The 26,112-nt window shown below is 59.6% G+C and carries 25 protein-coding genes; 12 read left to right on the forward strand and 13 right to left on the reverse strand.

Going from position 1 to position 26,112, the window contains the following annotated elements; genetic code table 11:
* Positions 1 to 11 precede the first annotated feature (11 nt).
* Entirely contained in the window at positions 12 to 872 is an 861-nt protein-coding gene (locus AACH87_RS11985; RefSeq protein ID WP_338794674.1) for an MBL fold metallo-hydrolase, read from the reverse strand.
* Between the two features lie 99 nt (positions 873 to 971).
* On the opposite strand from AACH87_RS11985, the gene AACH87_RS11990 reads away from it, so the two are divergent.
* Genes AACH87_RS11990 through AACH87_RS12005 form a run of 4 tightly spaced genes read left to right on the forward strand, consistent with a single transcriptional unit; the run spans position 972 to position 2,637 of the window.
* On the forward strand, positions 972 to 1,343 hold the full coding sequence (locus AACH87_RS11990) for a metalloregulator ArsR/SmtB family transcription factor (RefSeq protein WP_338794675.1): 372 nt from the start codon (positions 972 to 974) through the stop codon (positions 1,341 to 1,343).
* Positions 1,340 to 1,768: a YeeE/YedE family protein gene (locus AACH87_RS11995; protein WP_338794676.1), complete on the forward strand. Its 429-nt coding sequence runs from the start codon at positions 1,340 to 1,342 to the stop codon at positions 1,766 to 1,768. The genes AACH87_RS11990 and AACH87_RS11995 overlap by 4 nt, the downstream gene beginning before the upstream one ends.
* Before the next feature lie 32 nt (positions 1,769 to 1,800).
* Positions 1,801 to 2,253 carry a YeeE/YedE family protein gene (locus tag AACH87_RS12000; protein WP_338794677.1) on the forward strand — a complete coding sequence of 151 codons (453 nt, stop codon included), beginning with the start codon at positions 1,801 to 1,803 and terminating at the stop codon, positions 2,251 to 2,253.
* A complete protein-coding gene (locus AACH87_RS12005; protein ID WP_338794678.1) occupies positions 2,254 to 2,637 on the forward strand; it encodes a TIGR01244 family sulfur transferase in 384 nt (127 codons plus the stop codon). It abuts the gene before it with no gap.
* 115 nt (positions 2,638 to 2,752) lie between these two features.
* Here the strand turns inward: AACH87_RS12005 and AACH87_RS12010 are convergent, their stop codons facing one another.
* On the reverse strand, positions 2,753 to 3,808 hold the full coding sequence (locus tag AACH87_RS12010) for a tyrosine-type recombinase/integrase (RefSeq protein ID WP_338794679.1): 1,056 nt from the start codon (positions 3,806 to 3,808) through the stop codon (positions 2,753 to 2,755).
* 186 nt (positions 3,809 to 3,994) lie between these two features.
* Here AACH87_RS12010 and AACH87_RS12015 point away from each other — a divergent pair, with 186 nt between their 5' ends.
* Positions 3,995 to 4,966, forward strand: a complete 972-nt coding sequence (locus AACH87_RS12015; RefSeq protein ID WP_338798936.1) for a DNA-binding protein — start codon at positions 3,995 to 3,997, stop codon at positions 4,964 to 4,966.
* A gap of 58 nt (positions 4,967 to 5,024) precedes the next feature.
* Here the strand turns inward: AACH87_RS12015 and AACH87_RS12020 are convergent, their stop codons facing one another.
* The 4 genes from AACH87_RS12020 to AACH87_RS12035 all read right to left on the reverse strand — a co-directional run bounded on the left by AACH87_RS12020 (position 5,025) and on the right by AACH87_RS12035 (position 10,295).
* Positions 5,025 to 6,350, reverse strand: a complete 1,326-nt coding sequence (locus AACH87_RS12020) for a nitrate/sulfonate/bicarbonate ABC transporter ATP-binding protein (RefSeq protein WP_338794680.1) — start codon at positions 6,348 to 6,350, stop codon at positions 5,025 to 5,027.
* A gap of 26 nt (positions 6,351 to 6,376) precedes the next feature.
* Entirely contained in the window at positions 6,377 to 8,113 is a 1,737-nt protein-coding gene (locus AACH87_RS12025; RefSeq protein ID WP_338794682.1) for an ABC transporter permease subunit, read from the reverse strand.
* Positions 8,114 to 8,385: 272 nt separating this feature from the next.
* On the reverse strand, positions 8,386 to 9,813 hold the full coding sequence (locus AACH87_RS12030; RefSeq protein ID WP_338794684.1) for an MATE family efflux transporter: 1,428 nt from the start codon (positions 9,811 to 9,813) through the stop codon (positions 8,386 to 8,388).
* A complete protein-coding gene (locus tag AACH87_RS12035) occupies positions 9,810 to 10,295 on the reverse strand; it encodes a MarR family winged helix-turn-helix transcriptional regulator (RefSeq protein WP_338794685.1) in 486 nt (161 codons plus the stop codon). The genes AACH87_RS12030 and AACH87_RS12035 overlap by 4 nt, the downstream gene beginning before the upstream one ends.
* Positions 10,296 to 10,374: 79 nt before the next feature.
* On the opposite strand from AACH87_RS12035, the gene AACH87_RS12040 reads away from it, so the two are divergent.
* Complete coding sequence (locus tag AACH87_RS12040) at positions 10,375 to 10,926, forward strand: PaaI family thioesterase (protein ID WP_338794686.1); 552 nt, start codon at positions 10,375 to 10,377, stop codon at positions 10,924 to 10,926.
* Entirely contained in the window at positions 10,923 to 11,336 is a 414-nt protein-coding gene (gene gloA, locus AACH87_RS12045; RefSeq protein WP_338794688.1) for a lactoylglutathione lyase, read from the forward strand. The genes AACH87_RS12040 and gloA overlap by 4 nt, the downstream gene beginning before the upstream one ends.
* A 121-nt stretch (positions 11,337 to 11,457) precedes the next feature.
* Here gloA and AACH87_RS12050 read toward each other — a convergent pair whose 3' ends face one another.
* Positions 11,458 to 12,063, reverse strand: coding sequence for an isochorismatase family protein (locus AACH87_RS12050; RefSeq protein WP_338798937.1), 606 nt, complete (start codon positions 12,061 to 12,063; stop codon positions 11,458 to 11,460).
* 238 nt (positions 12,064 to 12,301) lie between these two features.
* On the opposite strand from AACH87_RS12050, the gene AACH87_RS12055 reads away from it, so the two are divergent.
* Positions 12,302 to 12,886 carry a C40 family peptidase gene (locus tag AACH87_RS12055; protein WP_338794689.1) on the forward strand — a complete coding sequence of 195 codons (585 nt, stop codon included), beginning with the start codon at positions 12,302 to 12,304 and terminating at the stop codon, positions 12,884 to 12,886.
* A 32-nt stretch (positions 12,887 to 12,918) separates the two neighbouring features.
* On the opposite strand, the gene AACH87_RS12060 is transcribed toward AACH87_RS12055, so the two are convergent.
* From AACH87_RS12060 to AACH87_RS12075, 4 genes are all read right to left on the reverse strand, one after another.
* A complete protein-coding gene (locus tag AACH87_RS12060) occupies positions 12,919 to 13,305 on the reverse strand; it encodes a hypothetical protein (RefSeq protein ID WP_338794690.1) in 387 nt (128 codons plus the stop codon).
* A gap of 231 nt (positions 13,306 to 13,536) precedes the next feature.
* Entirely contained in the window at positions 13,537 to 15,225 is a 1,689-nt protein-coding gene (locus tag AACH87_RS12065) for a DUF6351 family protein (RefSeq protein ID WP_338794691.1), read from the reverse strand.
* Between the two features lie 34 nt (positions 15,226 to 15,259).
* Complete coding sequence (locus AACH87_RS12070) at positions 15,260 to 16,273, reverse strand: tripartite tricarboxylate transporter substrate binding protein (protein ID WP_338794692.1); 1,014 nt, start codon at positions 16,271 to 16,273, stop codon at positions 15,260 to 15,262.
* Positions 16,274 to 16,343: 70 nt separating this feature from the next.
* Entirely contained in the window at positions 16,344 to 16,820 is a 477-nt protein-coding gene (locus AACH87_RS12075; protein WP_338794693.1) for a DUF3237 domain-containing protein, read from the reverse strand.
* Between the two features lie 245 nt (positions 16,821 to 17,065).
* Between AACH87_RS12075 and AACH87_RS12080 the strand changes: the two genes are divergently transcribed.
* Positions 17,066 to 17,827: a helix-turn-helix transcriptional regulator gene (locus AACH87_RS12080; RefSeq protein ID WP_338794694.1), complete on the forward strand. Its 762-nt coding sequence runs from the start codon at positions 17,066 to 17,068 to the stop codon at positions 17,825 to 17,827.
* Between the two features lie 87 nt (positions 17,828 to 17,914).
* Here the strand turns inward: AACH87_RS12080 and AACH87_RS12085 are convergent, their stop codons facing one another.
* Together AACH87_RS12085 and AACH87_RS12090 are read right to left on the reverse strand one after the other, a co-directional pair.
* The gene (locus tag AACH87_RS12085; protein ID WP_338794696.1) at positions 17,915 to 19,279 is read right to left on the reverse strand and encodes a sensor histidine kinase N-terminal domain-containing protein; all 1,365 of its coding nucleotides are present in this window, start codon (positions 19,277 to 19,279) and stop codon (positions 17,915 to 17,917) included.
* The gene (locus AACH87_RS12090) at positions 19,276 to 19,977 is read right to left on the reverse strand and encodes a response regulator transcription factor (protein ID WP_338794697.1); all 702 of its coding nucleotides are present in this window, start codon (positions 19,975 to 19,977) and stop codon (positions 19,276 to 19,278) included. Before AACH87_RS12090 ends, AACH87_RS12085 begins: the two co-directional genes overlap by 4 nt.
* 149 nt (positions 19,978 to 20,126) lie before the next feature.
* On the opposite strand from AACH87_RS12090, the gene AACH87_RS12095 reads away from it, so the two are divergent.
* Genes AACH87_RS12095 through AACH87_RS12105 form a run of 3 tightly spaced genes read left to right on the forward strand, consistent with a single transcriptional unit; the run spans position 20,127 to position 25,983 of the window.
* Positions 20,127 to 21,314: an efflux RND transporter periplasmic adaptor subunit gene (locus AACH87_RS12095; protein WP_338794698.1), complete on the forward strand. Its 1,188-nt coding sequence runs from the start codon at positions 20,127 to 20,129 to the stop codon at positions 21,312 to 21,314.
* Positions 21,311 to 24,421 carry a CusA/CzcA family heavy metal efflux RND transporter gene (locus AACH87_RS12100; RefSeq protein WP_338794699.1) on the forward strand — a complete coding sequence of 1,037 codons (3,111 nt, stop codon included), beginning with the start codon at positions 21,311 to 21,313 and terminating at the stop codon, positions 24,419 to 24,421. The genes AACH87_RS12095 and AACH87_RS12100 overlap by 4 nt, the downstream gene beginning before the upstream one ends.
* Entirely contained in the window at positions 24,418 to 25,983 is a 1,566-nt protein-coding gene (locus tag AACH87_RS12105; protein WP_338794700.1) for an efflux transporter outer membrane subunit, read from the forward strand. Before AACH87_RS12100 ends, AACH87_RS12105 begins: the two co-directional genes overlap by 4 nt.
* Positions 25,984 to 26,112: the final 129 nt, after the last annotated feature.

The following is a 26,112-nucleotide window of genomic DNA, read 5'->3' on the forward strand; positions in this document are numbered from 1 at the left end:
AAAGCCTTGGCCTACAAGGCGTTGAGCGGAATCTTGAGATAGCTCACCCCATTGGCATCGGGTGGCGGAAGCTGTCCGGCGCGGATGTTGACTTGCACCGAAGGCAGGATGAGCGCAGGCATCTCCAGCGATGCATCCCGCCGCGTGCGCAGCGCCACAAAGTCGGCCTCGCTCACGCCGTCATGGATGTGGATGTTGTGTGCACGCTGCTCGGCCACCGTGCTCCGCCATTGGGGTTGCCGCCCAGCAGGGGGATAGTCATGGCACATGTAAAGGCGAGTTTCCTCGGGCAGTGACAGCAGCTTGCGCACGGATTGGTACAGGGTGTGGGCATTGCCGCCGGGAAAGTCGCAGCGAGCGGTTCCCACATCGGGCATGAAAAGCGTGTCTCCCACAAACACGGCATCGGCCACCTGATAGGCCATGCAGGCCGGGGTGTGCCCAGGCACAGCCAATGCCTTGGCCTGCAGGGTGCCGATGGCAAAGGTTTCCTCATCGCGGAAGAGGTGATCAAACTGGCTGCCATCGGTAGCGAATTCGGCCTCCAGGTGGAACAGCGCTTTGAAAACCCCCTGCACTTGGGTGATAGCCCCGCCAACAGCAATGAGCCCACCAACTTTGGAGCGCAAATAGTGCGCCGCAGAGAGATGGTCAGCGTGAGCATGGGTTTCCAGAATCCACTGCACCGTCAGCCGTTCAGAGGCGACGAAAGCAAGCATCTCATCGGCCGACCGCGTGCTGGTGCGCCCCGACTTGGCGTCGTAATTGAGCACAGGGTCAACCAGCGCGCAATGACCGCCTGGCTGGTCATAAACCACGTAGCTCACCGTCCAGGTGGCTTCGTCAAAAAAAGCGCGGATGCTGGCAGTCATGGCAGGCCTCAAACAATTAAGTTACTTATAGTATGTTGACATATATATTGTTTGTCAATAGACTATCGTCAATGAAATTAAAGTGATGGACGCAACTTCATGGACTCACAAAACCACGCACTGCTGGACCTTGAACGCCTTCGCCAATCGGCAGATGCCGCCTGCAGGCTGATGAAAGTCCTCTCCAACCCCGACCGCCTCTTGCTGCTGTGCCAACTGACTGAAGGGGAGAAGAGGGTGGGAGAGCTGGAGGAGCTGGTAGGGATTGGCCAGCCCACGTTGTCGCAGCAGCTGGGCGTGCTGCGGGAAGAGGGTTTGGTCAACACCCGTCGCGAAGGCAAGAACATCTACTACCAGATCGCCAGTCCACAGGCCCTTGCTGTGATGGGTGTGCTGTTTGAGCAGTTCTGTGCTCCTGGCGCAACCGGCGCCGGCCATCAGGAAACGAATGACCAAGGAGAGACAGCATGACCATTGATTGGGAGCACTTCACTCCCTGGATGTCACTGGCGGGTGGGCTGGTGCTTGGCTTGGCTGCGGCCTTGCTGGTGCTGTTCAACGGGCGCATCCTGGGTGTCAGCGGAATCGTGGGCGGACTTTTGCGCCCCCAACGATCCGATATTGGCTGGCGGCTCGCCTTCATTGCAGGCATGTGGACGGCACCTCTGGCCTATTCACTGCTGGGGGGGCACATCACCACGCAGGTGGACGCGAGCGGCGTCATGGTGGTGCTGGCCGGGCTGCTCGTTGGCATCGGCACACGGTATGGCTCGGGATGCACCAGTGGGCACGGTGTTTGCGGTTTGTCGCGCCTGTCTCCGCGATCACTGACCGCAACAGCAGCATTCATGGGCGCTGGATTTGTCAGCGTATGGGTGTTGCGGCACATCCTGTGAAAACCTGCACGCAGAAATTGGAGCCATCCGAAATGAAACAACGCATTTTTGAATTTGTGGCAGGCCTGCTTTTTGGTATGGGCTTGTTGTTGTCAGGCATGACCGATCCCTCCAAGGTGCTGGGGTTTCTGGATGTGGCAGGCGTGTGGGATCCGTCGCTTGCCTTTGTGATGGGCGGTGCCGTGCTCGTGGGGTTGCTGGCCTTTGCCGTTGCCAAAAGGCGTTCTCGCAGCTTGTTGGGTGCTGCCATGCAGTTACCCACATCGCGCGCGCTGGATCGCCGCCTGGTGCTGGGCAGTCTGGTCTTTGGAGTGGGCTGGGGCATGGCGGGCTTCTGCCCAGGCCCCGCACTGGTGTCTGCTGCTACGGGGCAGCCCAAAGCAGTGCTGTTCGTGCTGGCAATGCTTGCAGGGATGGCTGTATTTGAAGTGCTGGAGCGCATGCGCAACAACACTGGGCTGCAACCCAAGACAGGAGCACATTGAATGCCTGCACATGCCCCCGCGAATTTGGTCACTTCCAACCCATGGATTGCAGTGACACCTTATTTCTCCGTCTCGCCTCAGCTCCGCCCCGAGGACATGGGGACTGTGGCTGCGCATGGTTTCAAGGCTGTCGTCAATAACCGCCCGGACGGAGAGGGAGGCAACACCCAGCCGACCAGTCAGCAAATGGAAAACGCCGCGCGAGCTGCCGGATTGGCATACGCCCATCTGCCAGTGGTGGGCGGTGCCATCACTTCCGCACAGGCGGCAGAAATGAGAGAGTTGCTCAACAAACTGCCCAGCCCCGTGCTGGCCTTCTGCCGATCAGGTGCACGTTCAGCACAGCTCTTTGGACTGGCGCGCGAAAACGCTCAAGAAGAATGAGGGGGCTGAGCTTTAGAGCGGCCAACACGACCCAGCGAAGCGGCCCTGGCCAGGCGTTCCGTTGCAGGCAGTACAGGTGGTACGACAAGACGGAACAACGACGCCAGGGGCTGTGTTAGCCGCTCTTAGGAGGCTGCAGCGGCTGCTCCGCTTCCGCGCCATCGAGCAGGGTCGCAGCCCTGCTGGAGCCTGACGCCCGGAAATAGCCCAGCACACTGGCCACGCTGCGATGCCCGGTCATCGCCATGGTTTCGGGCAAAGGAATTTTTTGCTGTGCAGCCTCTGTCACAAAGCCTGAACGCAGCGAGTGGGCCGAGAACACATCTGGCAATCCAGCCAGGCGAGCCCTGGCGCGCACGATATCGCGAACGGCAGAAGGGGACAGCCCTCCCCCCACGCTGCCACCTTTTTTGACCTGGCGGAAGATGGGCCCCGCCTCAATAGCCGCTGCGGCCAGCCAAGCCTGAAGCGCCGCACCCGCCGAGCCTTCCACGGGTTTGTAGTTTTCCGGCCTGTCCAGGCCCGCCTGATTGGTTTTGGAGTAAGCCAGAACAAAGGTGTATGAACCGGGACCATTGCGCCGCAGTTGATGCATCTGCGCCGAAGCGACTTCTGAGCGACGACGCCCCCCTGTGGACCAGGCAAACAGGAGCAGTGCCCGGTCACGCAAGCCTTTCAGGCTGTCATCGCAGGTCTGAAGCATGGCGAGCAGGGGCTCGCGGGTCAGCGCATCTTTCTTTTGGGTCAGAGCACCACGCTTTCCATAGGCCCGACGGGTCTTGCTGAGCAATTCACGCACTTGCGGAGACTCGCACGGGTTTTCTACACCTTTGAGCCGGTGTGCCTTGGACAGCACAGCTATCCGGTGAACCAACGTGTTCAGAGCCATGGGCCCCGGCTTCCCTTTGAATCGGGCTTTCACCAGCGCCTCATCCATGGCCGGGGGCAATTCATGCGCCAAGCCAGAAGCCGAGCTGCGCTGCGCGTGGTCCACCACAAATTGCAGGACAACGCCCGGCGCTACAGGCAGCCTCAAGTCCTGCCCATATCTGAGCCTGAACCATGCAGCCCAGTAGCGTAGGGCCGATCGGTAGCTTGCGAGCGTGTTGGCCGAGTCGCCTTCCCGCAGCAGCTCATCCACGGCGCGGACGGTCACCGTGGACAAGCCCATTGGATCCAAGGGGCCGATTTGAGAGAGCACAACTTGACTATTAGATGTCATATCGTATTAAATATTACATACTATGTAGTGTTTATTTATTTTTCTTATTTTTAGCTACGATAACAATCACTTATCGTGGGTAATTTTAAACGGGAGAGGGCTACGGAATCCGGCATCGTGCGAGGTCATCGGGGAGTGCAGCAAGAGGAGGTTTGGGCGGCGGCTGATGCAGTGCTGACCAAAGGCGAAAGACCGACGATTGAGCGAGTACGTCAGTTTTTGGGGCGCGGATCACCCAATACCGTGGGGCCGATGCTGGACGGCTGGTATGCCTCGCTCGCCAAGCGGCTGATCTCTGCAGATGCGGCAGCAGACGCCCCAGTGCCAGGCAAGACGGGCGAATCACCCGTTCCCGCCCCCGTGACGCGTGCTGCACAGGTGCTGTGGGGCAGGGCGCTTCAGCAATCCCGCGAACTGGCAGGGCAGGAGCTTCGGTCTGAGCGCCATGAACTTGAAATGCAGGCACAGGTGCTGTCAAAGGCACAAGAAGCCTTGGCAGCAGAGCGGGCAAGACTTGATGAGCGTGCAGAGGCGCTGACCGCGGCCATGCGGGCAAAAGATGAGCAGATCGCAGCACTGGGCCAACAACTGGAATCCCAGCACCAAAGAATCAGCACTCAAGCCTCTGAGATGGAGTCCCTGCGCGAGCAATGCATCAGACAGGCTGCAGCGATCGATCAGGAGAGACAACGCGTGCATGCCCACGAGGAAGAAAGTCGCAAAGAGCGCGAACGCATGGAGCAGCGCGCCGTAGCCCAGGAACGGCGTTGGCTGGAAGAGGCAGACCGTGCTCGTCAAGACCTCAAGCGCATTACAGCCCTGCATGCAGAAGAAGCTGCAAAAACAGCCGCCGCATTGGCCAAAGAGCAGGAGAGGGCGCAATCACTGGAACACCAACTGCTCGGAGTACAGGCTGAAAATCAGGTGCTGCGAGTCGAAATGAGTGCAGCGAAAGATGAAGCTGTCGCGTCAAAAAACCAAGCTCTGCAACTGAACGCCAGCTTGACCACGCTGATGCAGGAGCTCAGACACAAGCTGGAGCAGGACCAGGCTTTGGCGGCACCTAACGCACGCCTGAGCAGAAGGCGCAAGCGCAGGACTGGCTAAGAACCTGTTCAAGGGCACGCAGCTATGCAGCCCAGATTCGAGGCAATTCACCGGTGGCTCAGTCAGCGCTTTCCGCGCCAGTCGGCAGGCGCATCACACCCGTGCGGAAATCGTACTCAAACACCTCTCCATGACGGGCCCATGTGATGGCGGTGCGCAGCACACTTTTGGCTTCATAGTCACCCAGCTGCTCACTTAACAGCTGAAGAAACGGCTCTTCGGGCAACGCCCCTGAGGGCTCCTGCTCCAGGCTGTGCCGAATGTGCGCAACCAGCGGTACATGGGCAAGCAGTTGCTGTCCGAAGATGTCCTGCCGCAAAGCATGGGCGCCTTCCACATAGCTCCGCCCTAAGGGGGTAATCTGCAAATCACCACCAGCCAAAGCGGCAAGTCCCAGTTGAGCCACGGCATGGGCAGCAGGCAGCAACTCCGCATCGGTGAGGCTGGTTTCTTCAGCCAACTGAGGCAAATCGGCGCGTCCATTGAAGGGCGCCTCCACCAGCAAGTCCAGCAGCCCATCCATGCGGGCGACGTCTGCAGCAGGCAAGCGATCCGTCAGCGCTGCAGGGGCAGGGGACTCCTCTGCAGACAACCCACCTGCGGCGCTCGAATGGCGGCCCGCTCCGGCAGTCATCAAGGCGTACACCTCATCAATCAGGGTGCGCACCTGTGCGCTATCGGCATCCCGGGGACGGGGCAGCTGGATGGCCAACTGGCTGCGGATGCGCCCTGGGTCACTGGCAAAAATAAGCACCCTGTCAGCCATCATCACGGCCTCTTCAATATTGTGGGAGACCACGAGCATGGCCTTCGTCGGCATGGAACCCGACTGCCAGAGCTGGAGGATGTCTTCGCGCAGCCTCTCTCCAGTCAGTACATCCAATGCCGAAAACGCCTCGTCCATCAACAGCACATCCGGTTGCGTGACCAGCGCACGCGCAATACCCACGCGCTGACGCATCCCCCCAGAAAGCTCGCGGGGCAGGGCACCTTCAAAACCCGCCAAGCCAATCAAGTCGATGGCGGCACTGGCGCGCGCCGCGCGCTCAGCCTGCGGGACGCCCCGCGCCTCCAGCCCCAGTTCAACGTTCTGCTGTACGGTCAGCCACGGAAACAGGGCGAAGGACTGGAACACCATGCTGATAGCTCGGGCAGGGCCATGCAAAGGCTGTCCGCGGTAGCGGACCTCCCCATGGTCGGCCTGCACCAGGCCCGCCATGATGCGCAGCAAGGTGCTCTTGCCAGAACCCGACTGACCGAGAAGGGCAACGATTTCCCCCTCACGCAAAGTGAAATCAACCTGCTGAAGGACAGGGCGCTCGCGGCCATCCGAAGACTTGAAAGTCTTGCCAACGCCGTGCAGCTCAATGATGGACTGGGTCATGCGGAATCTTTCTCAGAGCCTGGCATTCAGAAATGCATACGCTCTTCAGCCAACTGGTAAAGGCGGCGCCAAACAAAATGGTTCAGCCCCATGACAAACACCACCATGGCTCCAATACCCAGCGCAATGCGCGGAAAGTCACCTGCAGCCGTCATCTGGGCGATGTAGCTACCCAGGCCTTGGGCCTGCAACGTGGTGTCGCCCCAGGTCACATACTCGGCCACGATGCTTGCATTCCAGGAGCCGCCGCTTGCAGTGATGGCACCGGTCACAAAGCTGGGAAACACAGCAGGCAAAAGGTATCGCTTCCAGCGCAGCCAGCCCGTAAGACCGAGGTTCTGCGAGGCAAGCCGCAGTTCATTGGGAATGCTGGAGGCTCCAGCAATCACGTTGAACAGGATGTACCACTGGGTGCCCAGAATCATGAGGGGTGAAAGCCACACGTTCGGATCGAGCTTCCAGTGCACGATCAAAACCACGGCCACCGGGAAAAACAGGTTGGCCGGGAATGCCGCCAAAAACTGGGCCACGGCCTGCAGCCGCCCCGACCAGCGCGGGTTCATGCCAATCCACACCCCCACAGGCACCCAGACCAGGGCTGCCAGAGCAATCAGCACCAACACTCTGATCAGGGTGTACCCGCCCAATACAAACACATGTGCCACCTCGCCCCAGCCGACTTCGCTGTGCACAAATTGCACCAGACGAGCCACCGCAAACAGGACCGCAGCCGCCAGCACCGCGTCCCAGATCCTTTCGGTGATGGCTGAACGCGCAGCAGGCCGCGACCGTACGGAGGTGCCGTCGTATGTGCGGCGAAACAGTGTCAGGGTACGCGCCAGCTGCCGTTGGCACCAGCTTGCAGCCCCCTGAACGCCACGCGCGCGACGCAGCCAATCCAGAAGCCACGACTGGGGTGCTGCATCCGATCCGCTTTCCTCAAATCTGAACTTGTCCGCCCACGCCACCAACGGCCGGAACAGCAACTGGTCGTACAACAATATGGCAATCAGCATGCACGCAATGGCCCAGCCTATGGCGGCCAAGTCGCGCGCTTCGATGGCCATTGCGATGTAGGACCCCACACCGGGCAGCTTGATGTCTTGGTGCGAGACGGAAATCGCCTCAGATGCCACCACAAAGAACCAGCCACCGGACATGGACATCATCATGTTCCAGAGTAGCCCGGGCATGGCAAAAGGCAACTCTAGCCGCCAAAACCGCTGCCAGCCCGACAGCTGAAACACGCGCGCGGCCTCTTGCAGTTCGGCAGGCACCGTTCGCAGAGACTGGTACAGGCTGAAGGCCATGTTCCAGGCCTGAGAGGTGAATATCGCAAAGATGGCAGCGCACTCAACGCCCAGCAGGCTCCCCGGAAACAGAGCAATAAAGCCAGTGACCGTGATCGACAAGAACCCCAGGATCGGAATGGACTGGAGGATGTCGAGCAAGGGAATGAGAATGCGCTCGGCCAAGCGGTATTTGGCTGCCAAGACGGCAAACCCTGCGCTGAACAACAAGGCGGCCACCATGGCTGCGAACATGCGCAAAGTGGTTCGCAGCAGGTAATACGGGAGTTGCCAGGGGTCGAGAGACAACGCAAGCGCGTCTCCCACATGAAACGGCTTTGCCATCTGCGCCGCACCGTAAGCGACGAGAACCAGCGCGGCGAGCACCAAAGGCAGCAGCGCCCAGTCCCAGCGGTTCATCGATGCGTCAACAATCTGACGAGGCAAAAACTCGCGGCGCTGGGTCTGGGTCATCGGAAAGCCAACAGCTCTGGGCAGGTGAGGCGGATGTCGCCACCCATTGGTAATTGGCAAAGAATACGCGCTTTTGGTGAAGCACTTGTGAAGACCAATTGCCAGATTTGTGGAGAGCAACTTCAGTTTTTACTTAACATAATATACATCGTATCTAGTTATACTAGTTTTGCAGAGTAGCGATATGTCTCGCTTCGCGAAGCCTGCGTTCGCATTCCTTCGCTACAGATTCGATAGCTGCCAGCGCTTTCATCAAAAGCGCTGGCAGCACATTAGGCCTTACCTGCTGAGGCTTGTATGCGCTGCGACAGCGTTGCAATGCTGCGGGGCCAGCCAACCGGGCCAAACCATGCGCCGCCAGCAATCGCCCATGCGTTAACGACGCCATACAAAACCAGCGCCACACCCTGGGCGATGAAAACCTCGACCAGAGTACCGCCCCAGTGCAACGCAATCCATCCACCAGCCACGGCCACCAGCAGCCGCAACAGGTTACCCAGCACAGGCCAGAGCAAGCGGCCCGCCCCCTGAGAGGCAAAGTACAAAACCAGGCCAAGACCGAAAAAGCCGTATACCGGGCCTACGGCACGCAGATACGTCGCTCCTGCTGCCAGCATGGCTGGATCGTTATTGAAGAAGGACAACCAGGTGTGCGGGAAAAATGCAGCCCAAAGACCGATGGCTTCCGTCAGCGTGAACGCCATGGCGGCGCCGATCCAGGTAGCCTGCAGAGCGCGTTCACGCTGACCCGCACCAATGCATGTACCCACCATGGCAAGCAAGGGGGCACCCAATCCAAACACAAGAGGCACCAGCAGGTACTCCAGGCGGGACGCGGTTCCATAGCCCGCAATCGCAGCCGTACCGAAGCCACCCACCAACCCTGTAGTGACGCCAATGGCCAGATTGGTCGCCACCGTGGACACCGTGCCCACCAATCCAACCCGAAGAATGTCCCAGAACAAAAGCCAGCGAAACCGGATGTGGGCCAACGAAGGGCGCAGCAGGCTGCGGGGCGACCAGAGGTACGCCGCAAGCACCACGCTGCCGATCAGGTAATAGGTCATCAGCGCCAGTGCACCGCCCGCAATGCCAAGGCGAGGCAACGGCCCCCAGCCGAAGATCAGCATGGGTGATAGCGGCAACAGCAGCAGGGCTCCTACCACAGTCACGTAAGCGGGTATCGCCATATTGCCGGTGCCACGTATCACGGCCGACAAGGTGTTGAACAGCCAGACCAGAAAGGCACCCGCAAACACCCAGTTGGAATAGATCAGCGCAGACTCCAGCGCTGCACCGGTTCCCCCCATGCGAGAGTAGAGCCAGCGCCCTCCTCCCACCACAGCTATCGAAAACATGAGCGAGAACACGGCGGCAATCACCAGCGCATGCAGCACCAGGGCATCGGCGTCTTGACGCCGCTGGCCGCCAAGTGCACGGGCAATGGCGGAAGCGATGCCTCCTCCCATGGCCCCAGCCGATGTCATCTGCATCAGCATGACCACCGGGAAGACCAGAGCCATGCCCGCCAGAGCATCCGTACCCAGCTGGCCGACAAAGTAGGTTTCTATCAGCCCCACGCCTGCCTGGGCCAGCATGACCAGCACATTCGGCAATGCGAGTCCCAGCAATGTGGGCGCGATCGGTGCCTCCAGCAGCAGGCGGGTTCTCGGGTTCAGTGCTAAAGTCGCGGCACTCATGACGCGGTCTCACGGTGGTCATCTTGGGAGGGCAATTCCGCCAGCAAATCCAGTGACGCATCAATCAACGCATGCAGCGCCACCACCCTTTCTGCACCCAGGGCGTCGTTGAGTGCGAGCTGTGCCGCTTTCCAGTGACGCTGCGCCTCGGTCCGCTTGCTGCGGCCAGCGTCGGTGATGTGCACCAGTCGGCTGCGGGCGTCTGCCCCCGCCCTCAGCTCCACCCAACCTGCATCGATGAGCGGTCGCAAATTGCGGGTCAATGTCGAGGCGTCCATCTTCATGGCCTGAGCCAACTCGCCAGGACGCAATGGCCCCAGCTTGAGCACGTGCGACAGCAATGAGTACTGCGTCGTCTTCAATCCACACAAAGCCATTTGGGCGTCGTAGTGGCTGGCCACGCGGCGCATCAACTGACGCAATTTGAGGTTGGTGCAACCTTGCGGCATGACGGAACGGGGAGCGGGAGCGTCTTCTTGCATGCAAATTATTGTATCTGCAATAATTGCATATGCAATATTAAATTTTCAACCTCGCGCTCTCACTCACCCAAGGAAAACCATGACCCGACATCACCAACTTGAGCAATGGCTTGCACAGGAGCAAGAAGTTTTGGCGCGCCTTGAAAAAGGACCCGGACCCGGCGTCGCCAGCAGAGAGCAAATTGCCACCATGACAGGTTTGCAACAGATGCAAGCCATGCTCCGAGGTGAACTGCCCTATGCACCCATGGCAAAAACGCTGGACTTCCTGATCGTGGAAGTGGCTGAAGGCGAAGCCACGTTTCAGGGGACCCCTGGAGCGCACCACATGAACCCCATGGGCACAGTCCACGGAGGCTGGTTCGCCACCCTGCTCGACTCCGCGCTGGGCTGCGCTGTTCACACCTGCATGCTCCCAGGCCGGGGCTACACCACTGCAGAGTTAGGAATCAATCTGGTCAAAGCCATCACACCCAAGGTGCAGCGGGTGCGTGCGGTAGGCCGTGTAATCCACTGCGGGCGGCAACTGGCCACCGCAGAGGCACGCCTGACAGGCCCTGATGGCACGCTGTATGCCCACGCCACCACCACATGCCTGGTTTTTGACTTGCCGGCACAATCGAGGCCATGAGATTCCTCCACACGATGCTTCGCGTTGGCAACCTTCAACGCTCGATTGACTTCTACACCAACGTGCTGGGCATGCAACTGCTGCGTCAGTCCGAAAACCCCGAGTACAAGTACTCCCTGGCGTTTTTGGGTTTTGACGGTGGCAACCCTGGTCAGGCGGAAATTGAGCTGACCTACAACTGGGGCGTGGAAAGCTACGAGCTGGGTACAGCCTATGGCCACATCGCGCTGGGCGTGCCAGACGCATACGCTGCTTGCGAAAAGATCAAAGCCGCAGGCGGCAACGTGACCCGCGAACCCGGCCCCGTCAAGGGCGGCACGACGGTGATTGCCTTTGTGACCGATCCTGATGGCTACAAGATTGAACTCATTCAACGCGCCTATGGCGCGGAAGGTGCTGGTCTGCGCTGATCTGGATATGCAGACTATAGGCCTGCAACGCAACAGGAACAAGCGCAGGCAGCTATATTTTTTTATAGCACCTGCGCTTGCATCGGGCAGATTCCAAATTGGCAGACTTGGAAATAGCAGGCTATTTCACCAGCGCAAGCACTTCCTTGAAATCAGGGTGCTCACAGGTTCTCAACCATTCATAGACCACCATTTCTGTAGTCACCAACTCCGCGCCCGCCCCGGCCAGTCGGTCGAAGGCGGCATCCCGGTTGCGCTCGGTACGGGAGCTGCAGGCGTCTGTCACCACCCATACGTCAAATTCATCTTCAATCAGGTCCAGAGCCGTCTGCAAGAGGCAGATATGCGCCTCGCAACCCGCAATCACGATGCTGCCGCGCTCAGGCGCCTGCTGCGGTGGTTTTTGGAGATGCTTCGGCAGACTGCGAGCATTACCGCCCTGCTGCGGCTTGGCAGGCGGACGAAGCCATTCGCCCAAGCCCTCCTCTGCGGCACTGAAATGCATTTTGGCCAAAGTGCGATGACACAAGGACCGCAATTCGGCATCGTTAGCCCCCAGCCGTGAGGGATTCTGCTCCGTGCCCCAGAGCGGCAACTCCATCAGCTTGGCGGCCTTGGCAAGCAGCCGTGCATTGGTCAGGACAGCTTGCCCTTCAAAAATGGCGGGCATCAGGCGCTCCTGGTAATCCACCAGCACCAACTGAGATTCTTCTGCATCAAGCAACATGGCAATAAGCCCCAAGAAGGGCATCAAAAGCAAAAAAGGGATTGTCGCAGCAGTGAGCACAAATGCAGCTATTACAGGCAGCTCCAGCGCCTCGCAAGCACATCAGGCCTGAATATTGCTTGTACCTCACAACTGTCTCAGCCGGGACAGCGCTCTTACAGAGCGGCTCCTGATACACGTCATGTAACGTGTTGCAAGCAAGGAATTTTTTCACACAACCGTGGTACCCTTCGCCCCCATGTCCAAATGGCTCTGTTCCCTTCTCATCGCTTTTGCAGCATCCGCCCATGCGGCGCCGGTAGATGCAAACTCCGACGAAATCGACCGCCTTTTGTCTGACAAAGGTTTCTTCACCCAACTGGAACATGTCCGCCTGAGCATGGCTGACAAGGCCCATACCGTGGCTGACCGGGCATCTGACTTGGTGGTGAATGCCATGGGCTTCCTGGGGGTTCCATACAAGCGCGGTGGAAACAGCGCCGAAACCGGGTTCGATTGCAGCGGTTTTGTACGCGCCATCTACCAGCAAACGGTCGGCCTGATGCTCCCGCGCCGTGCTGACCAGCAGGCGGCTTCCACCGAAGTGATCGACAAAAAAGAGCTGCAACCTGGAGATCTGGTGTTCTTCAACACCATGCGTCGCACATTCAGCCACGTAGGTATCTATGTGGGTGACAACAAATTTATCCATTCACCCCGTAGCGGCTCTGAAGTGCGCGTGGAAGACATGCGCCAGAGCTACTGGCAACGCAGGTTTGACGGCGCCAGACGGGTCACACCCTCTGCGGCACTCGTTGCAGCGCAGAACGAAGACGTCAAATAAAAACAGGCCCGGAACCCCGGGCCTGTTTTTATTTATGGCTTGCTTTCAATGGCCGTTACTGTCGAACGGATAGGGCTGCCGGTCACATTGAGTGGTCGAGCCTGTGGGTTCTTCAGCAACTCTTTGGCTGCAGCCATTTCTTCTTGATATCGCGCCCTGGCTTGCTGATTGCATGCAGAGCGCTCGTTCGAGGGCATTTCCTTACAGGCGGCCAGGTTCAATTTGAGACCTCCTCCTGCTTCACGAATGGCGGTCTGGTAACGCTGCTGGGGCGTTGTGTCTTCCTGCGCCCCTCTTGCCAGAGAAGCCTCGTCGTCGGCCCAGGCGGGCGCCGCCATTACGCACAAGCTTGCCAGCAATGGCACAACTACAGAGCCAGAAATAGCTCGAGAAAAAATGGTTCGGGTTCGCATAGACATGAACACTCCTGCTTGATGAGCTGAAGCTTTCCTCAAGAAAGGAGGAAAGCCTTGCTGTAGAGCTATGGTGGCACACACGCCATCCATTCAATGCAGGAGAGCACCCTACAGCGCTGCCAGAAATGCCCTACTCCGCCTTCGCAGTTTCATCAAGCAGAAAGGGATCAAGCGCTTTGTTCGTGATTGGGGGCATGCACGTGTCTGTGCGTCTCCATGCATGCCCCCGTTCCATCACTGTGCGGTACAGGCAAAGTTAGCGGCGTCTTCTACACTGCCTGTTCCCTTGTATTTGGCGAAGAGCGGATAGGGACACAGCGGCCGGGTGCGGTTGGGAAAGTCGGTGCTGCTTGGCAGAGCCTTTGCTGGAATAGTTTGTGGGGCAACGCCCCTCTCCACCCAATCCACCATGGTCTGGATCGAGTCAAAGTTGTCAGTGGCTGGGCCACCAGAGCAATGGTTCATGCCCGGCACGAGGAAGGTTCTGGCAAAGCTCTGCACGGCGTCCATGCCCCCATGGTTGGCGGCGAGGCGTTCGTAATAGTCGATGGTGTCAAATGCTGAAAAGATCGGGTCTGACATGCCATGGATGAAGAGCAGCTTGCCGCCGCGCTGCTTGTAGGCAGTCAGCTTGTCGTCTGCGTAGGTGTCATAAATCGCCGAATAGGCCGCCATCCGGGCAGGGTCTGAGTCAAAGTTGAAATTCAGCGGATTGAAGCCCAGGTCAGGCGGCGTGAAAAACTCGTTGATCAGCGCATCGACCATCAAGGTGATGTAGCGAGCATCCGGCGTTGCCGTGGTGGAGCTGCCCAGCGTCCAGCTGCGCCAGCCAGGGGCTGCAAGCCCGGCATCCCACGGTTGCCCTGTGTACAGCGCCTTGCCTGCAGAGTTTTTGGGCCCAGCAAAAACCTGCTTCAGCGCATTGACCTGGCCTGAGGACAGGCAGCTTTCCGACTTCGATCCTGCACACTGCAGAACCTTGGGATCAAACGCCTTGCAAGCGTTAATGTTCTGCGCAAGCCCATCCACCACGCCATCGGCTGCATCACACGTGGCGTTGACGGCATTGGCTACCAGTTTCAGATCAGCATTGCTGAAAGCCTGGGACAGGATGCGGTTGCCGGCGGGATCCTGGGGCGCGATGGCATTGAATTGAATGGTGTTCCACATGGCCGCAATGGTGGCCCCACTGGAGACACGCATGGCAGGCGCACCTGCAGTGATTCCGTCAAAGTAGTCCGGGAAACGTTGCGAGAACATCATCCCCTGGCGCCCACCGCCAGAGCAGCCCGAAAAATAGGAGTAATCAGGCTTGCGACCGTAGCGGGTGCTGATCAGTGATTTTGCGGCGACGACCGTCTTGTCATAAGAGTTGTAAGCATGGTCGATACGCGCCTGTGGGTCGGCACCAAAGCTGGCCGTGGTGCCCGAGTGTCCTGCGTCCGTTGAGACCACGGCGAAGCCTTGCCCCAAAGGCGACGGAGTGCCTCCCGATATGCTGGAGCTGAGCGATGTGTCGCGCAAGATCCCATCGTTACCCCCACCGCCAATGAACAGAAAGCGGCCGTTCCATTGGTCAGGCAGACTCAACTGGAAACCAATGGCGTAGTTCTTCCCATCCACCCCTACCCGTGGATTGATGCTGCCTGTGATCACGCAATGACCCGGCAGATAGTTCCCCGAAGTGGCCCCGCCTGGGCGCTTCGTGTCAGGCGGCACGTAACTGGTGCTCAGCGTGGTGTTGGTCAGCAGTGCCTTTGCGGGCAGCTCGGCGCAGGCCGTGGCGGGCGCCGTGGCGTCATTCACCAACACGGCAGTGCCACCACCACAGGCAGCGATGGCTACCGGGAGCAGTGCGACTGGCAGCGTCTTGATGACTGTGGCTTTCAAGCTGTGGGGGTGCGTCAATCGGCGTGTTCTCATGGTGCTGTCTCCTCCTTTTTATGCGCTGGGCTGATCAGTCAGCCTTGAATCCCGTCGCCGCAACCGCTTTGCCCCAAGTCACCGTGTCGGCGGCAATGATCCGTGCGAACTCTTCCCGGGTGGTGCCTGTGACGCGAAACCCTGCGTCCTCCAGCTTGGCCTTGCCTTCGGGCGACTGCACAGCCTTGATGATGTCTGCCTGCAAGCGGCTCAGAACCTCGGGCGGGGTCTTGCCCGGAGCCACAATGCCAAACCACGAGTTGAACTCCAGCGAGGGATAGCCTTGCTCCTTGATGGTCGGCACATCGGGCAAGACGTTGGTACGAGTTCCGCCTGTAGTGCCCAATGCCACCAGCTTGCCAGACTTGACGTTCGGCGCAGCCAGCCCCACGCTGGCAAAGACACCTTGCACATCGCCACTGAACAAGCCCCCAAGCGCGTCTGCAGTGTTTTTGTAATGCACCGGCTCGGGTTTGAGCTTGACGGCATCGCCAAACATGAAGGCCCCGAAATGCCCTGGGGTTCCTGCCCCAAAGGTGGCAAGGAACAGCCCTTTTTGCTGCTGTGTCCAGGTCACAAAATCCTTCACATTGCGCGCTGGCACCTTTTGCGGGTTCACCAGCAAAGCGAAATCTGCAGTGACGACCTGGCTGACTGGAGCAAAGTCTTTTTGAGGGTCGTAGGGCAGCTTGTTGTAGCTGCTGGGAGCAATGCTCAATTGCCCGGTTTCACCCAGCATCAACGTGTACCCATCAGGCGCGGCGCGTGCCACTTCACCTGCGGCAATCAGCCCCCCTGCCCCAGGCTTGTTGTCAACGATGACGCCCAGATTGCCCCAGCCCTCAGAAAGCTTTTGCGCCAGCAGGCGGGCCACAATGTCTGGCCCGGTACCAGCTGCAAATCCCACAATGATGCGCACCGGCTTGTTGGGGTAGGCAGCCGTTTGTGCATGCACGGTTGGGAATGAACCCCAAGCTAAAGCCACCACTGCGGCACCGCAAATGCCACGCACAGCGAAACGGCGCTTTGACGCTGGAAAAAATTGCATGATGAGTGTCTCCTGTTAGTTTTTTGAAAGAGATGGTTTGCGAGCGGGAAAAGCGGGAGCCAGCGAGCGACTACATGAGTTCCCAGAACCGCATGGCAACAGCGTCCGGAAAACGCGCTCCCGTGCCGGTGAACATGCGTTGCGTGATCCACTGCAGTGCAGGTGATGCCGTTTCAAAGCTGGGGCTACAGCGAAAGTAAATGAGCAGGGGATCCACAGATTCGCCGCGAGCCAGCTTGGTCATGAGTTCTGCCGGGCCTGAACGCACTGCGCGGTTTTGCACATACACCAGGTCGCCACCGTCCAGCTCCAGCGTGTACCGCGCATCCAGTTCCGCCAAGGTGTCATTGACGATGAGCTGAAAATCGGCGCCTCCGGGCAATACCTTCGCCGTCCAGCTAGCACCCTGCACCTGCCCGCCAACAATGGGAATCAGGCGCCGCACGCCATGGACGGTTCGCCCCACTTCCTGTGGAGTGCCGACCTCGACTCTCAAGTCGGCAAAGAAGCGCAATGCAGGTTCGGAGAATGAGAGGGTTTCGTTCATAAAGTTTGATGGCTGGACCGCGCGAAAATTCGGGAACAACGGGCACTGCGAAAAGGGCTGCAAAAGCTCTCAGCAGGTTGGTAAGCGTAAATCCCGAGATGTTTGACTGATGTCATCCTTGAAGATGACAACATGACGACAACCCATCCATTTGCGATCCACACCCCATGAGGCACTGGCTACCGCAGCAGGCTGCGGAATACGCAACCCCTGCATGCAATCCGTTAAGTACTGCGCTCGGAGGCATGGTCCAGCAGCTGGGGGAATCGTCGTTTGCGGTTCAGATGCTGAAAGAGCTGGCACCGGTACTACCTGCAGCATCCTGGTCTGTTTACCGCACCGGTCGGCAATGCCGCCCCACGCTCTATATGTCAGCAAGCCATGGCATTCCCGACACCACACAGGATTGCTGGTGGGCCTATCTGTCAGGCCCCTACCGCACCGACCGCACCTGGGGTGAAGATGTAGCGCCCTCGGGTTTCAGGCTATGCCACCTCACCGCCAGCGAAGTGGGTGGGGAGCATCAAGCGCGGGTCTACGAAGCCCATGGCATGGCCGAAAGGGTGTCCATCGTGGAGCAGCAGGATGATGGGGCGGTATTCGCCGTCAACTTCTACCGCCATCAGCACCAGCAGCCGTTTCTGGACAGACAGATCGGTGACTTTGAAACCATCGCGCCCGTGCTGTTGTCACTGGCTCGCAAGCACATCTCTTTGGGCGAGAAGCATTCGAAGCCGCCAGTACAGCTTCTGCACGCAAAGTCAGGCTTACCGCGCTCACACACTCCAAAGCTTCCCGATTTACGCGAAAAGCTGTTGCGTGCCAATTCCAGCCTCACAGAACGCGAACTGGATGTGTGCACCCGGTTGCTGCAGGGTATGACACAGGAAGGTATCGCTTCAGATCTTGGTCTGAGCCTGCCGACCGTGAAGACCTATCGCAACAGAGCCTTTGGACGCTTGGGCATTCACTTTCGCAATGAACTGTTCGCTGTGGCGATGGGTTAGCGGGTTTGCAGCAGCGAACTTTGCCGGACGCCCGCGGTGTAGCTCAGAGGGTTACGAACCAGATTTGGCAGGTTTCCTTGGCGACTTTCATTGTTTGAATCGCAGCACAACGCTTGTTCCGCCCAACGCGCTTGCTTCCAGGCGCACATCTGCATCGTGAATGATGGCAATGTCTCTGACGATTGCCAAACCAAGACCGCTCCCCTCCCCTGTGGTCTTGCTTCCCCTCACCAAACGCTCGAACACCGCCTCACGTTCCTCGTCTGGCACCCCTGGGCCGGAGTCAGACACGCGGATGGATGGTGGGTTGGTTTCAAACTCCATCACAACCCTGCCCCCTCGTGGCGTGTAACGCAGCGCGTTGTCCAGCAAGTTGCCAAGCGCTTCGCTCAGCAAGTCGCTCTGTCCCACTGCCATAACGGGCTGCTCAGGTGCTTTGAGTTCCAGATCAATTTGCCGATCCAGGGCGAGCTCCATATATGCGCTACCTACGTCGTGCGCCAAGGCAACCAGATCTACGGAAACAAAATCAATGTCTCCCCGAACTTCAGGGTCCAGTCGACCCAAGGCGAGCAACTGCTGCAAAAGCCGGGAGGTTCGCTGCGCCGTGTGATCCAGTTCGTCAAGCACGCGCCGGGCACTGACCAAGTCCGGGGCCTCGGCGGCACGGGCCAGGCCCAGCCGAATTCCGGCCAGGGGCGTACGCAATTGGTGCGCTACAGTGGCCACAAACTGGCGCTCTCGTGCCAGCATGGCCCTGATTCGCGCCAAAAGCTCGTTCAAGGCAGTGGCAAAGGGCATCAACTCCCTGGGTACATCGTCTGCGCCGATGGGATGCAAGGAAGTATGAGATTGCGCATTCCAGTGGGTCGCCACAGCCTCCAACGGTCGTATGGTGCGCCACACCGCCCAACCTATGGCCGCCGCTGCAGCGATCAGCAACAAACCCAGCGGTAGCAGCATGGTGAAGATTTCTCGCTGGGCACGCAGGCGTTTGAGTTTGGTCTCTGCCATCAACACAGTCGCCTGCGCGCCATTGCCATCATCTACAACCACCTCTGCAACCCGCACTGGCTGCCCCTCATGCCAGGCATCAAAAGCTCGGCCTGCGCGGTAGCGTGTTTCGCGCGTGCCCCGATGGGGCAAGTCAGTGCGGCCCAGCAACTGCCGCCCCTCCTGCTGCACGCTGTAGTAGACCTGATCAATCTCGTCGTATCCGAGCATCGTCTGCGCCACCCAGGGCAGATCGATTAGCGCGTTGCCCTCCACGAAACGCACTTCATGCGCAAGGGAGCGCGCTGCGTCGAGCAGCCAACGGTCGAACACCTTCTCCGTCAGGCGATGGCTTGTGTAGGTGCCCAAGGCCCCTGAAGCCGCAACAATCACCAGCAGCGGCACCATCAGCCGCAGCAACAACTCGCGCAGCAACCAGCGGGAGCCTGCTGCCTTCATTCGGTAGGACCTTCCGGATCGGGCGCCCCCACGGGCTCCAGCTCCAGCACATAGCCAAAGCCGCGCAGAGTGCGGATCATGGTGCCTGAGCCGGCAAGTTTGCGGCGCAGACGGGATATGTACACCTCTGCGGTGCTGTCGCCCACCTCGGTGTTCCGCCTGGCCAGAGCCTCAATGAGAGCCTGCTTGGGCAGCAGGCGCGGTGCACGGCGTATCAACATGCCCAGCACTTCAAACTCGCGGGGCAACAGATCCAGCCGCTTGCCGTCGGCATAGGCGCAGCCTTCGTCACCCAGCCAGCTCAATGAGCCATAGTGCATCAGTTCGCCGCGAGCGAGTTGCGAACGTCTGGCCAGCACTTCCAGCCGGGCATCCAGCTCTTCCACGGAGAAAGGTTTCACCAGATAGTCATCGGCTCCGGACTGCAGGCCGTGCACTCGGTCACTGATACGGTCCCGGGCGGTGAGGACAAGCACGGGCGTGAGCTTGTCATGGCGCCGGAACTTGGACAGCCATTCAAGTCCGTCCCCGTCGGGCAAGCCCAGATCCAGCACGATCAGATTAAAGCTCCCCTGGCCCAAGGCCTCCTGAGCCTCGCGCAAGCTTCCGCACACCTGAACAGACCAGCCCGGCCGCGTCCAACGCAGGCGCAGCTCTCTGGCAATCACATCGTCATCCTCGATCAGTAAAACGCGCATGGTCGAGGCTCATTCATCCACATGCGTGGGCACGTGGGGTTCATCAAACATAAAGAATTGTGCCAACAGGGCAGGACTGATAGGTCTTTGCAAGCTTGGCTTCCTATTATCTGTTGATCTGGGATAAGTGAGCAGTGCCAGGAACTTACATGAAACGCAAAACGACCAAGATTGCATTGGCAGTGATGACTGCCTTGGGTATCGGGCTAACGACCAGCCTGCTCTGGGGCAGTTCTCCTGCCGCCGCCGAGGGCACTAAGGATTCCACTGCAAAAGCACAGGCACCAGCCCCCGCCGCAGCTTATGACAGAGTGAAGTACCCCGAGGGTGCGGCGCAGCTGGCGATGATCCAGTCACGAGCCCTGCCTGCCACACCTGTGCCAGTTACAGCCCCCCTCAGTGCCCGGGTGGTGTACGACGAGGACGTGACCGCCCGCATCGGTGTTGGTTTTTCCGGCCGCATCGTCTCCATCAAAGTGGCGCCTGGCGATAGCGTCAAGGCTGGGCAGGTTCTGGCGGAAATTGATTCGCCTGATTTTGGTAGCGCTAACGCCGATCTCAGCAAGGCGCGTGCAGACGAAGAGCGCAAACGCCTTGTGCTGGATCGCGCCAAGGAACTGACGCCCGGCGAAGGAATTGCGGCCAAGGATCTGGAATTGGCCCGAGCCGACTATGAACAGGCCCGTGCGGAAACCGCCCGGGCTGAACTGCGGCTGAAGAACCTCAACCCCTCCGGCATGGCCATTCGCGGCCAGAGGGTGGCGCTGGTCAGCCCGATGACCGGAGTGGTGACTGAGCGCTCAGCGACCCCAGCGCTGGAGGTAAGCCCAGGCATGGCCAACCCTCTTTTTGTGGTGACCGACCCTGCGCGCCTGTGGTTGATGGTGGACCTGCCTGAGCGCCTGCTCGGCCAGGTAAAGCTGGGCAACAAGGTGATTGTCAATAGCGACGCTTATCCGCACGAAACCTTTGACGCCAAGGTAGTGCAGCTTGGCCAGACCATTGATCCCAATACACGCCGTGCATCGGTGCGTGCGCGCCTGCTCAACCATGGCGGCAAGCTCTTGCCAGAGATGTTTGTGCGAGCCGCAGTCCTGCAAGACCTCGGCAACGGCGTTCAGGTACCCAACAGCGCGATTGTTCGCAGGGGGGTTTACGCCTATGTCTACGTGGAAACCACACCAGGCGAGTTTGTTCGACGCGAAGTGAAACTGCTCACGCAGGGCAGCGAGTCGAGCTACGTTGGCGAGGGCCTCAAGGGCGGTGAACGGGTCGTCGTGACTGGTGCCATGTTGCTCGATGCAGAAATCAGCGCCCGCGCTGCCAACAAATCATGATTGACCGGCTCGTTGTTTTCGCGCTGACGCAGCGCGTGTTTGTGCTGGTGCTGGTGGCTGCGCTCATCGGCTTTGGTGGCTATGCCCTGTCCAACTTGCCAATCGAGGCGTTTCCGGACGTGCAAGACGTGCAGGTTCGTGTCATTTCTCAGTTGCCGGGGCAGGCGCCTGAGGACATGGAACGCTCCGTCACGCTGCCGATTGAACGCGAGCTGGCAGGCGTGCCCAAGCTGACCAACATTCGCTCCGTCACGATGACTGGCCTGTCCATCGTCACTCTGACCTTTGCAGAGGACACGGACAACTACTTTGCCCGACAGCAGGTGATGGAAAAACTCACGACGGTGGATTTGCCGCAGGGGGTTCAACCCCAGCTCGCACCACTGTCCACCGCCGTGGGTGAGGTGTATCGCTACACCATCGAGGCCCCCAACCTCACAGACGCCGAAATCCGCACACTGCAGGACTGGACCATTCGCCCCGTGCTGCGCATGACTCCCGGTGTGGCCGACGTGGTGAGCTTTGGTGGCGCGATCAAGGAATACCAGATTGAGGTGGACCCACAGGCGCTGCGCAAATACCAGGTGACCCTGGACCAGCTGAGCCAAGCCGTCAGCAAAGGCAACGGCAGCGCAGGTGGTGGCCTCATGCGTCAGGGCGACTCGTCGCTCGTGGTGCGCGCAGCGGGACTCTTTGACGAGCTGGAAGATGTACGCAAAGTGGTGATTGCAGCCCGGCAAGGGCGTGCGATCACGGTGGGAGATGTGGCCACCGTGCGGGCGGGTGAACGGCCCCGCTTTGGCTACGTAGCGGCAGACAAGCGCGACAGCATCGTTGAAGGCATTGTGTCGATGATCAAGGGCGGTAACCCTTCCACCATCAATGCAGACCTCAAGGAGCGCATCGCGCAACTGCAAACACGTCTGCCAGAGGGCGTGAAGATTGTTCCGATTTATGACCGCACGGAGCTGGTACGCCACACCGTAGCCACGGTGGGAGAGAACTTGCTGGTGGGCGCGCTGCTGGTGATTGCTGTGCTGGTGATCTTTCTCTCCAGCTGGTCGGCTGCACTGGTGGTTGCCACCATGATTCCGCTGGCCTTGCTGTTCGCCTTCATCCTGATGAATGCCCGGGGTGTTTCGGCCAACCTGATCTCTCTGGGTGCCGTGGACTTCGGGATCATCATTGACAGCGCGGTGGTGATTGTGGAGGCGCTGATGGTGCGCCTGACGGTGAAATACGCCATGGACAATGACCCTTTCGCGGCCAGCAAGCACCGTCTGCATGTGCTGCACCGCACGATGACGGACATGTCCACGCCCGTGCTTTTCTCCAAGGGCATCATCATTCTGGCGTTTGTGCCCATCTTCACCTTCCAGCGCGTGGAGGGCAAGATTTTCACTCCGGTCGCGCTCACGCTGACGTTTGCGCTGCTAGGCGCCGTGCTGCTCACGTTCACACTGCTGCCCACGCTCCTGTCCTATCTGGTGCAAAAGCGCCCCTTGGTCGAAAAGCACAAACCCTGGCTGGATTGGCTGCAAGCCCGCTACCACGGCCTGCTGGAGATGACCATGCGGCGCAGCACTGCCACGCTGGCTCTGTCAGCCATTCCGCTAGTCGTGGCTTTCTCGCTGGCACCCAGGCTGGGTACAGAGTTCATGCCCAAACTCGATGAGGGCAACATCTGGCTCACCATTACGCTGCCCACCTCCTCATCTCTGGAGACAACCAAGGATGTGGAACGCCTGGTGCGCAACAAACTGCTGGCCTATCCCGAAGTCGCCCACATCATTACCCAAGTAGGGCGGCCCGATGACGGATCTGACCCCAAAGGCCCCAACAACCTGGAAAACCTGGTGGACCTGAAGCCACGCAAAGAATGGCGCTTTCCCGACAAGGAAGCCCTGGTGGCCAGCATGTCGGAAAGCCTGGCCGAAATTCCGGGCATCACCACGAACTTCTCCCAGGTGATTCAGGACAACGTGGAAGAGTCCCTGTCGGGTTTCCGCGGTGAAATTGTGGCCAAGGTCAGTGGTAGCAATCTGGACATTCTTGAAGACAAAGCGCAGCAAATTGTCACGGTAGTTCAGGGCATACGCGGAGCCACTGACGTGGAAGCCACACGCATTGGCGGCCAGACCGAAGTGGTGGTGACACCCGACCGTATGCGGCTTGCACGCTACGGGCTGTCCATTGACGACGTTAACACCCTCGTCAAGCAAGCCCTGTCCGGCGCTGCTGTCACCAGCTTTTATGAGCAGGACAAACGCTTTGACGTAGTGGTGCGGATTGCTGAAAAAGACCGCAACAGTGTCGATGCCATCAGCCACCTCCAGATTGCCGTTCCTGGCACCCAGGCAGGCAATGGCCCCGGCACCATTTCGCTGTCTGACGTGGCAACCATTGATGTACGCCAGGGTGCTTCGCGCATCCTGCGCGAGGCGGGTTCACGCAGCGTCATCGTGAAGATGAACCTTCTGGGACGCGATCAAGGCAGTTTTGTGGAAGAAGCCCAGGCCGCCGTGGCCGAGCAAGTCAAACTGCCGCCCGGCTATGACCTGAGCTGGGGCGGGCAGTTTGAAAACTCCCAGCGCGCTGCCAAGCGGCTGATGGTGATCATTCCTCTTACCGTCCTGCTCATCTTCTCCCTGCTTTTCTGGGCATTCCGTTCCGTCACCCTGGCGGGGCTGGTGCTGGGCATGGTTCCATTCACGCTGATCGGCGGGCTCGCTGCGCTGGGTATCGCAGGTTTGCATCTCTCGGTGTCTGCAGCCGTGGGTTTCATTGCCGTGGCGGGTATTTCCGTGCAGAACGGGGTCATCATGGTGGAGGAGGTCATTCTCCGCGTTCGTGAAGGGGCCCAGGTTGCGGTGGCAACCGTCGAGGGGGCGGCCATTCGTCTTCGTCCCATTCTCATGACTGCGCTGATGGCTGGGCTGGGCTTGCTGCCGGCAGCCTTGTCACAAGGCATTGGCAGCGAAACGCAAAGGCCGTTTGCCTGCGTGATCGTGGGCGGCATCGTGACCGGAACCATATTCACCCTGTTGGTCTTGCCAGTGGCCCTGCGTCGCTTCGGTAATTTCTCTGAGCCTGACGAGAACGTATGAAACACCTGAAATTGAGCGCAGTCGCCTTGGCTGCCAGCCTGCTTGCAGGGTGTGCCGTGGGGCCCGACTACCAGCGCCCCACCCTGCCTGAGACAAAAGCATATTCGCCTGAACCCATGGCGGAGGCCACAGCTTCCTCTTCTCAAAGCAAGGGTGGCGAGGCTCAACGCATCATTCCCGGCCGAGATATCCAGGCCGACTGGTGGACCCTGTTCCAGTCCCCCGCGCTGAACGCCCTGATTGAGGAGGCATTCAAGGCCAATCCGGACCTTGAAGCGGCGCAGGCGGCGCTGCGTGCAGCCCAAGAGAACGTGGCAGCACAGCAGGGCTTTTTCTTCCCGACCGTGCAGATGAACTATTCACCTGCACGCACAAAAATCGCGGGCAACCTGGGAGGAAATTCTCCAGGGGTGCAAGGCAACGGATCGGTGATCAGCACCTTCCAGGGCAAACCCGCCAGCGAGGGCGGAACAGCACCGTTCAACAAGCCAGTCATCTACAACTTCCACACAGCCCAGCTCAGTGTGGGCTATGACCCCGATCTTTTCGGCAGCAATCGCCGTCAGGTCGAATCGCTGCAGGCGCAAGCCCAGGTACAACGCTTTGAGTGGGAAGCCGCACGCATCACCCTGGCGACCAATATCGTTGCCGCGGCCATTCAGGATGCCCTGCTGCGCCAGCAGATTGCAACCTCTCAGGCCATGGTGGAGGCCAGCGGTGCGGCGGTAGAGATCACCCGCAAGCAGCTTGCAGCAGGCTACGTGACCCGGCTGGACGTGGCAGCGCAAGAGCAGGCGCTGGCCCAGGCCCAGCAACTGCTGCCGCCTTTGCGGCGCCAGCTCGAACAAAATCGGAATCTGCTGCGTGTGCTGGCTGGCAGCCCGCCTGACAGAGAGCTGCCCTCCTTTGCTCTCGATGAACTGAAACTGCCGCAAGAGCTGCCACTGAGCCTGCCCTCACAACTTGTGGAGCAGCGCCCCGACGTGCGCGCGGCTGAAGAACAACTGCGCTCTGCCTTCGCAGACGTAGGAGTGGCAAGGGCAGCGCGCCTTCCGCAGTTTTCCATCACCGCCAACACAGGTGGCGCTGCAAGCAATTTCAGCCAGATGTTCTGGCCAAGTGGCCGTTTCTTCAGCCTGGCACTCGGCATCACGCAACCGCTGTTTGACGGAGGCACCCTCAAGCACCGTGAACGGGCTGCGCAAGAGCAGCTCAACCGCGCAGCAGCCCTGTACCGCTCTGCCGTACTTTCGGCATGGCAGAACGTGGCGGATGGATTGCAGTCCATTCACTCCAGCGCAGAGGTCTTGCAGACAGCAGACAACGCATCCCAAGCCGCGCAAGCCACGCTAGATCTCACCCGGCGTCAGCACGCCAAGGGATACCTGGACAGACTTGCTCTGATTTCAGCCGAGCAGGCCTACCGCGCAGCCACGCTCAACCAGCTCCAGGCGCGCGCTGCGCGGCTGGGCGATACGGCCATGCTGTTCCAGGCACTGGGCGGCGGCTGGTGGCAAAGGCCAGATGCGGAAGTGGCCGTCGCCACACCTGCGAAGAACTGAGATCCTTCGTCTGCCAGGGAAAGCCAAGAGTGCTCAGCCGCCCCCGCCATGCCGCGGCTGAAGGAGCCTCGGCGATCCGAGACAAAGAAGTTGGAGCTGTTATCGACATTCCTCAAAGGGAGTCTGGGT

Source organism: Acidovorax sp. DW039 (genome assembly GCF_037101375.1).
Taxonomy (GTDB): Bacteria; Pseudomonadota; Gammaproteobacteria; order Burkholderiales; family Burkholderiaceae_C; genus Acidovorax.

What these genes read in the sequence shown, in the direction of transcription:
- AACH87_RS11985 (WP_338794674.1), bottom strand. Translation starts at nt 872, where the DNA reads ATGACTGCCAGCATCCGCGCTTTTTTTGACGAAGCCACCTGGACGGTG.
- AACH87_RS11990 (WP_338794675.1), top strand. Translation starts at nt 972, where the DNA reads ATGGACTCACAAAACCACGCACTGCTGGACCTTGAACGCCTTCGCCAA.
- AACH87_RS11995 (WP_338794676.1), top strand. Translation starts at nt 1,340, where the DNA reads ATGACCATTGATTGGGAGCACTTCACTCCCTGGATGTCACTGGCGGGT.
- AACH87_RS12000 (WP_338794677.1), top strand. Translation starts at nt 1,801, where the DNA reads ATGAAACAACGCATTTTTGAATTTGTGGCAGGCCTGCTTTTTGGTATG.
- AACH87_RS12005 (WP_338794678.1), top strand. Translation starts at nt 2,254, where the DNA reads ATGCCTGCACATGCCCCCGCGAATTTGGTCACTTCCAACCCATGGATT.
- AACH87_RS12010 (WP_338794679.1), bottom strand. Translation starts at nt 3,808, where the DNA reads ATGGGCTTGTCCACGGTGACCGTCCGCGCCGTGGATGAGCTGCTGCGG.
- AACH87_RS12020 (WP_338794680.1), bottom strand. Translation starts at nt 6,350, where the DNA reads ATGACCCAGTCCATCATTGAGCTGCACGGCGTTGGCAAGACTTTCAAG.
- AACH87_RS12025 (WP_338794682.1), bottom strand. Translation starts at nt 8,113, where the DNA reads ATGACCCAGACCCAGCGCCGCGAGTTTTTGCCTCGTCAGATTGTTGAC.
- AACH87_RS12030 (WP_338794684.1), bottom strand. Translation starts at nt 9,813, where the DNA reads ATGAGTGCCGCGACTTTAGCACTGAACCCGAGAACCCGCCTGCTGCTG.
- AACH87_RS12035 (WP_338794685.1), bottom strand. Translation starts at nt 10,295, where the DNA reads ATGCAAGAAGACGCTCCCGCTCCCCGTTCCGTCATGCCGCAAGGTTGC.
- AACH87_RS12040 (WP_338794686.1), top strand. Translation starts at nt 10,375, where the DNA reads ATGACCCGACATCACCAACTTGAGCAATGGCTTGCACAGGAGCAAGAA.
- gloA (WP_338794688.1), top strand. Translation starts at nt 10,923, where the DNA reads ATGAGATTCCTCCACACGATGCTTCGCGTTGGCAACCTTCAACGCTCG.
- AACH87_RS12050 (WP_338798937.1), bottom strand. Translation starts at nt 12,063, where the DNA reads ATGTTGCTTGATGCAGAAGAATCTCAGTTGGTGCTGGTGGATTACCAG.
- AACH87_RS12055 (WP_338794689.1), top strand. Translation starts at nt 12,302, where the DNA reads ATGTCCAAATGGCTCTGTTCCCTTCTCATCGCTTTTGCAGCATCCGCC.
- AACH87_RS12060 (WP_338794690.1), bottom strand. Translation starts at nt 13,305, where the DNA reads ATGTCTATGCGAACCCGAACCATTTTTTCTCGAGCTATTTCTGGCTCT.
- AACH87_RS12065 (WP_338794691.1), bottom strand. Translation starts at nt 15,225, where the DNA reads ATGAGAACACGCCGATTGACGCACCCCCACAGCTTGAAAGCCACAGTC.
- AACH87_RS12070 (WP_338794692.1), bottom strand. Translation starts at nt 16,273, where the DNA reads ATGCAATTTTTTCCAGCGTCAAAGCGCCGTTTCGCTGTGCGTGGCATT.
- AACH87_RS12075 (WP_338794693.1), bottom strand. Translation starts at nt 16,820, where the DNA reads ATGAACGAAACCCTCTCATTCTCCGAACCTGCATTGCGCTTCTTTGCC.
- AACH87_RS12080 (WP_338794694.1), top strand. Translation starts at nt 17,066, where the DNA reads ATGGTCCAGCAGCTGGGGGAATCGTCGTTTGCGGTTCAGATGCTGAAA.
- AACH87_RS12085 (WP_338794696.1), bottom strand. Translation starts at nt 19,279, where the DNA reads ATGAAGGCAGCAGGCTCCCGCTGGTTGCTGCGCGAGTTGTTGCTGCGG.
- AACH87_RS12090 (WP_338794697.1), bottom strand. Translation starts at nt 19,977, where the DNA reads ATGCGCGTTTTACTGATCGAGGATGACGATGTGATTGCCAGAGAGCTG.
- AACH87_RS12095 (WP_338794698.1), top strand. Translation starts at nt 20,127, where the DNA reads ATGAAACGCAAAACGACCAAGATTGCATTGGCAGTGATGACTGCCTTG.
- AACH87_RS12100 (WP_338794699.1), top strand. Translation starts at nt 21,311, where the DNA reads ATGATTGACCGGCTCGTTGTTTTCGCGCTGACGCAGCGCGTGTTTGTG.
- AACH87_RS12105 (WP_338794700.1), top strand. Translation starts at nt 24,418, where the DNA reads ATGAAACACCTGAAATTGAGCGCAGTCGCCTTGGCTGCCAGCCTGCTT.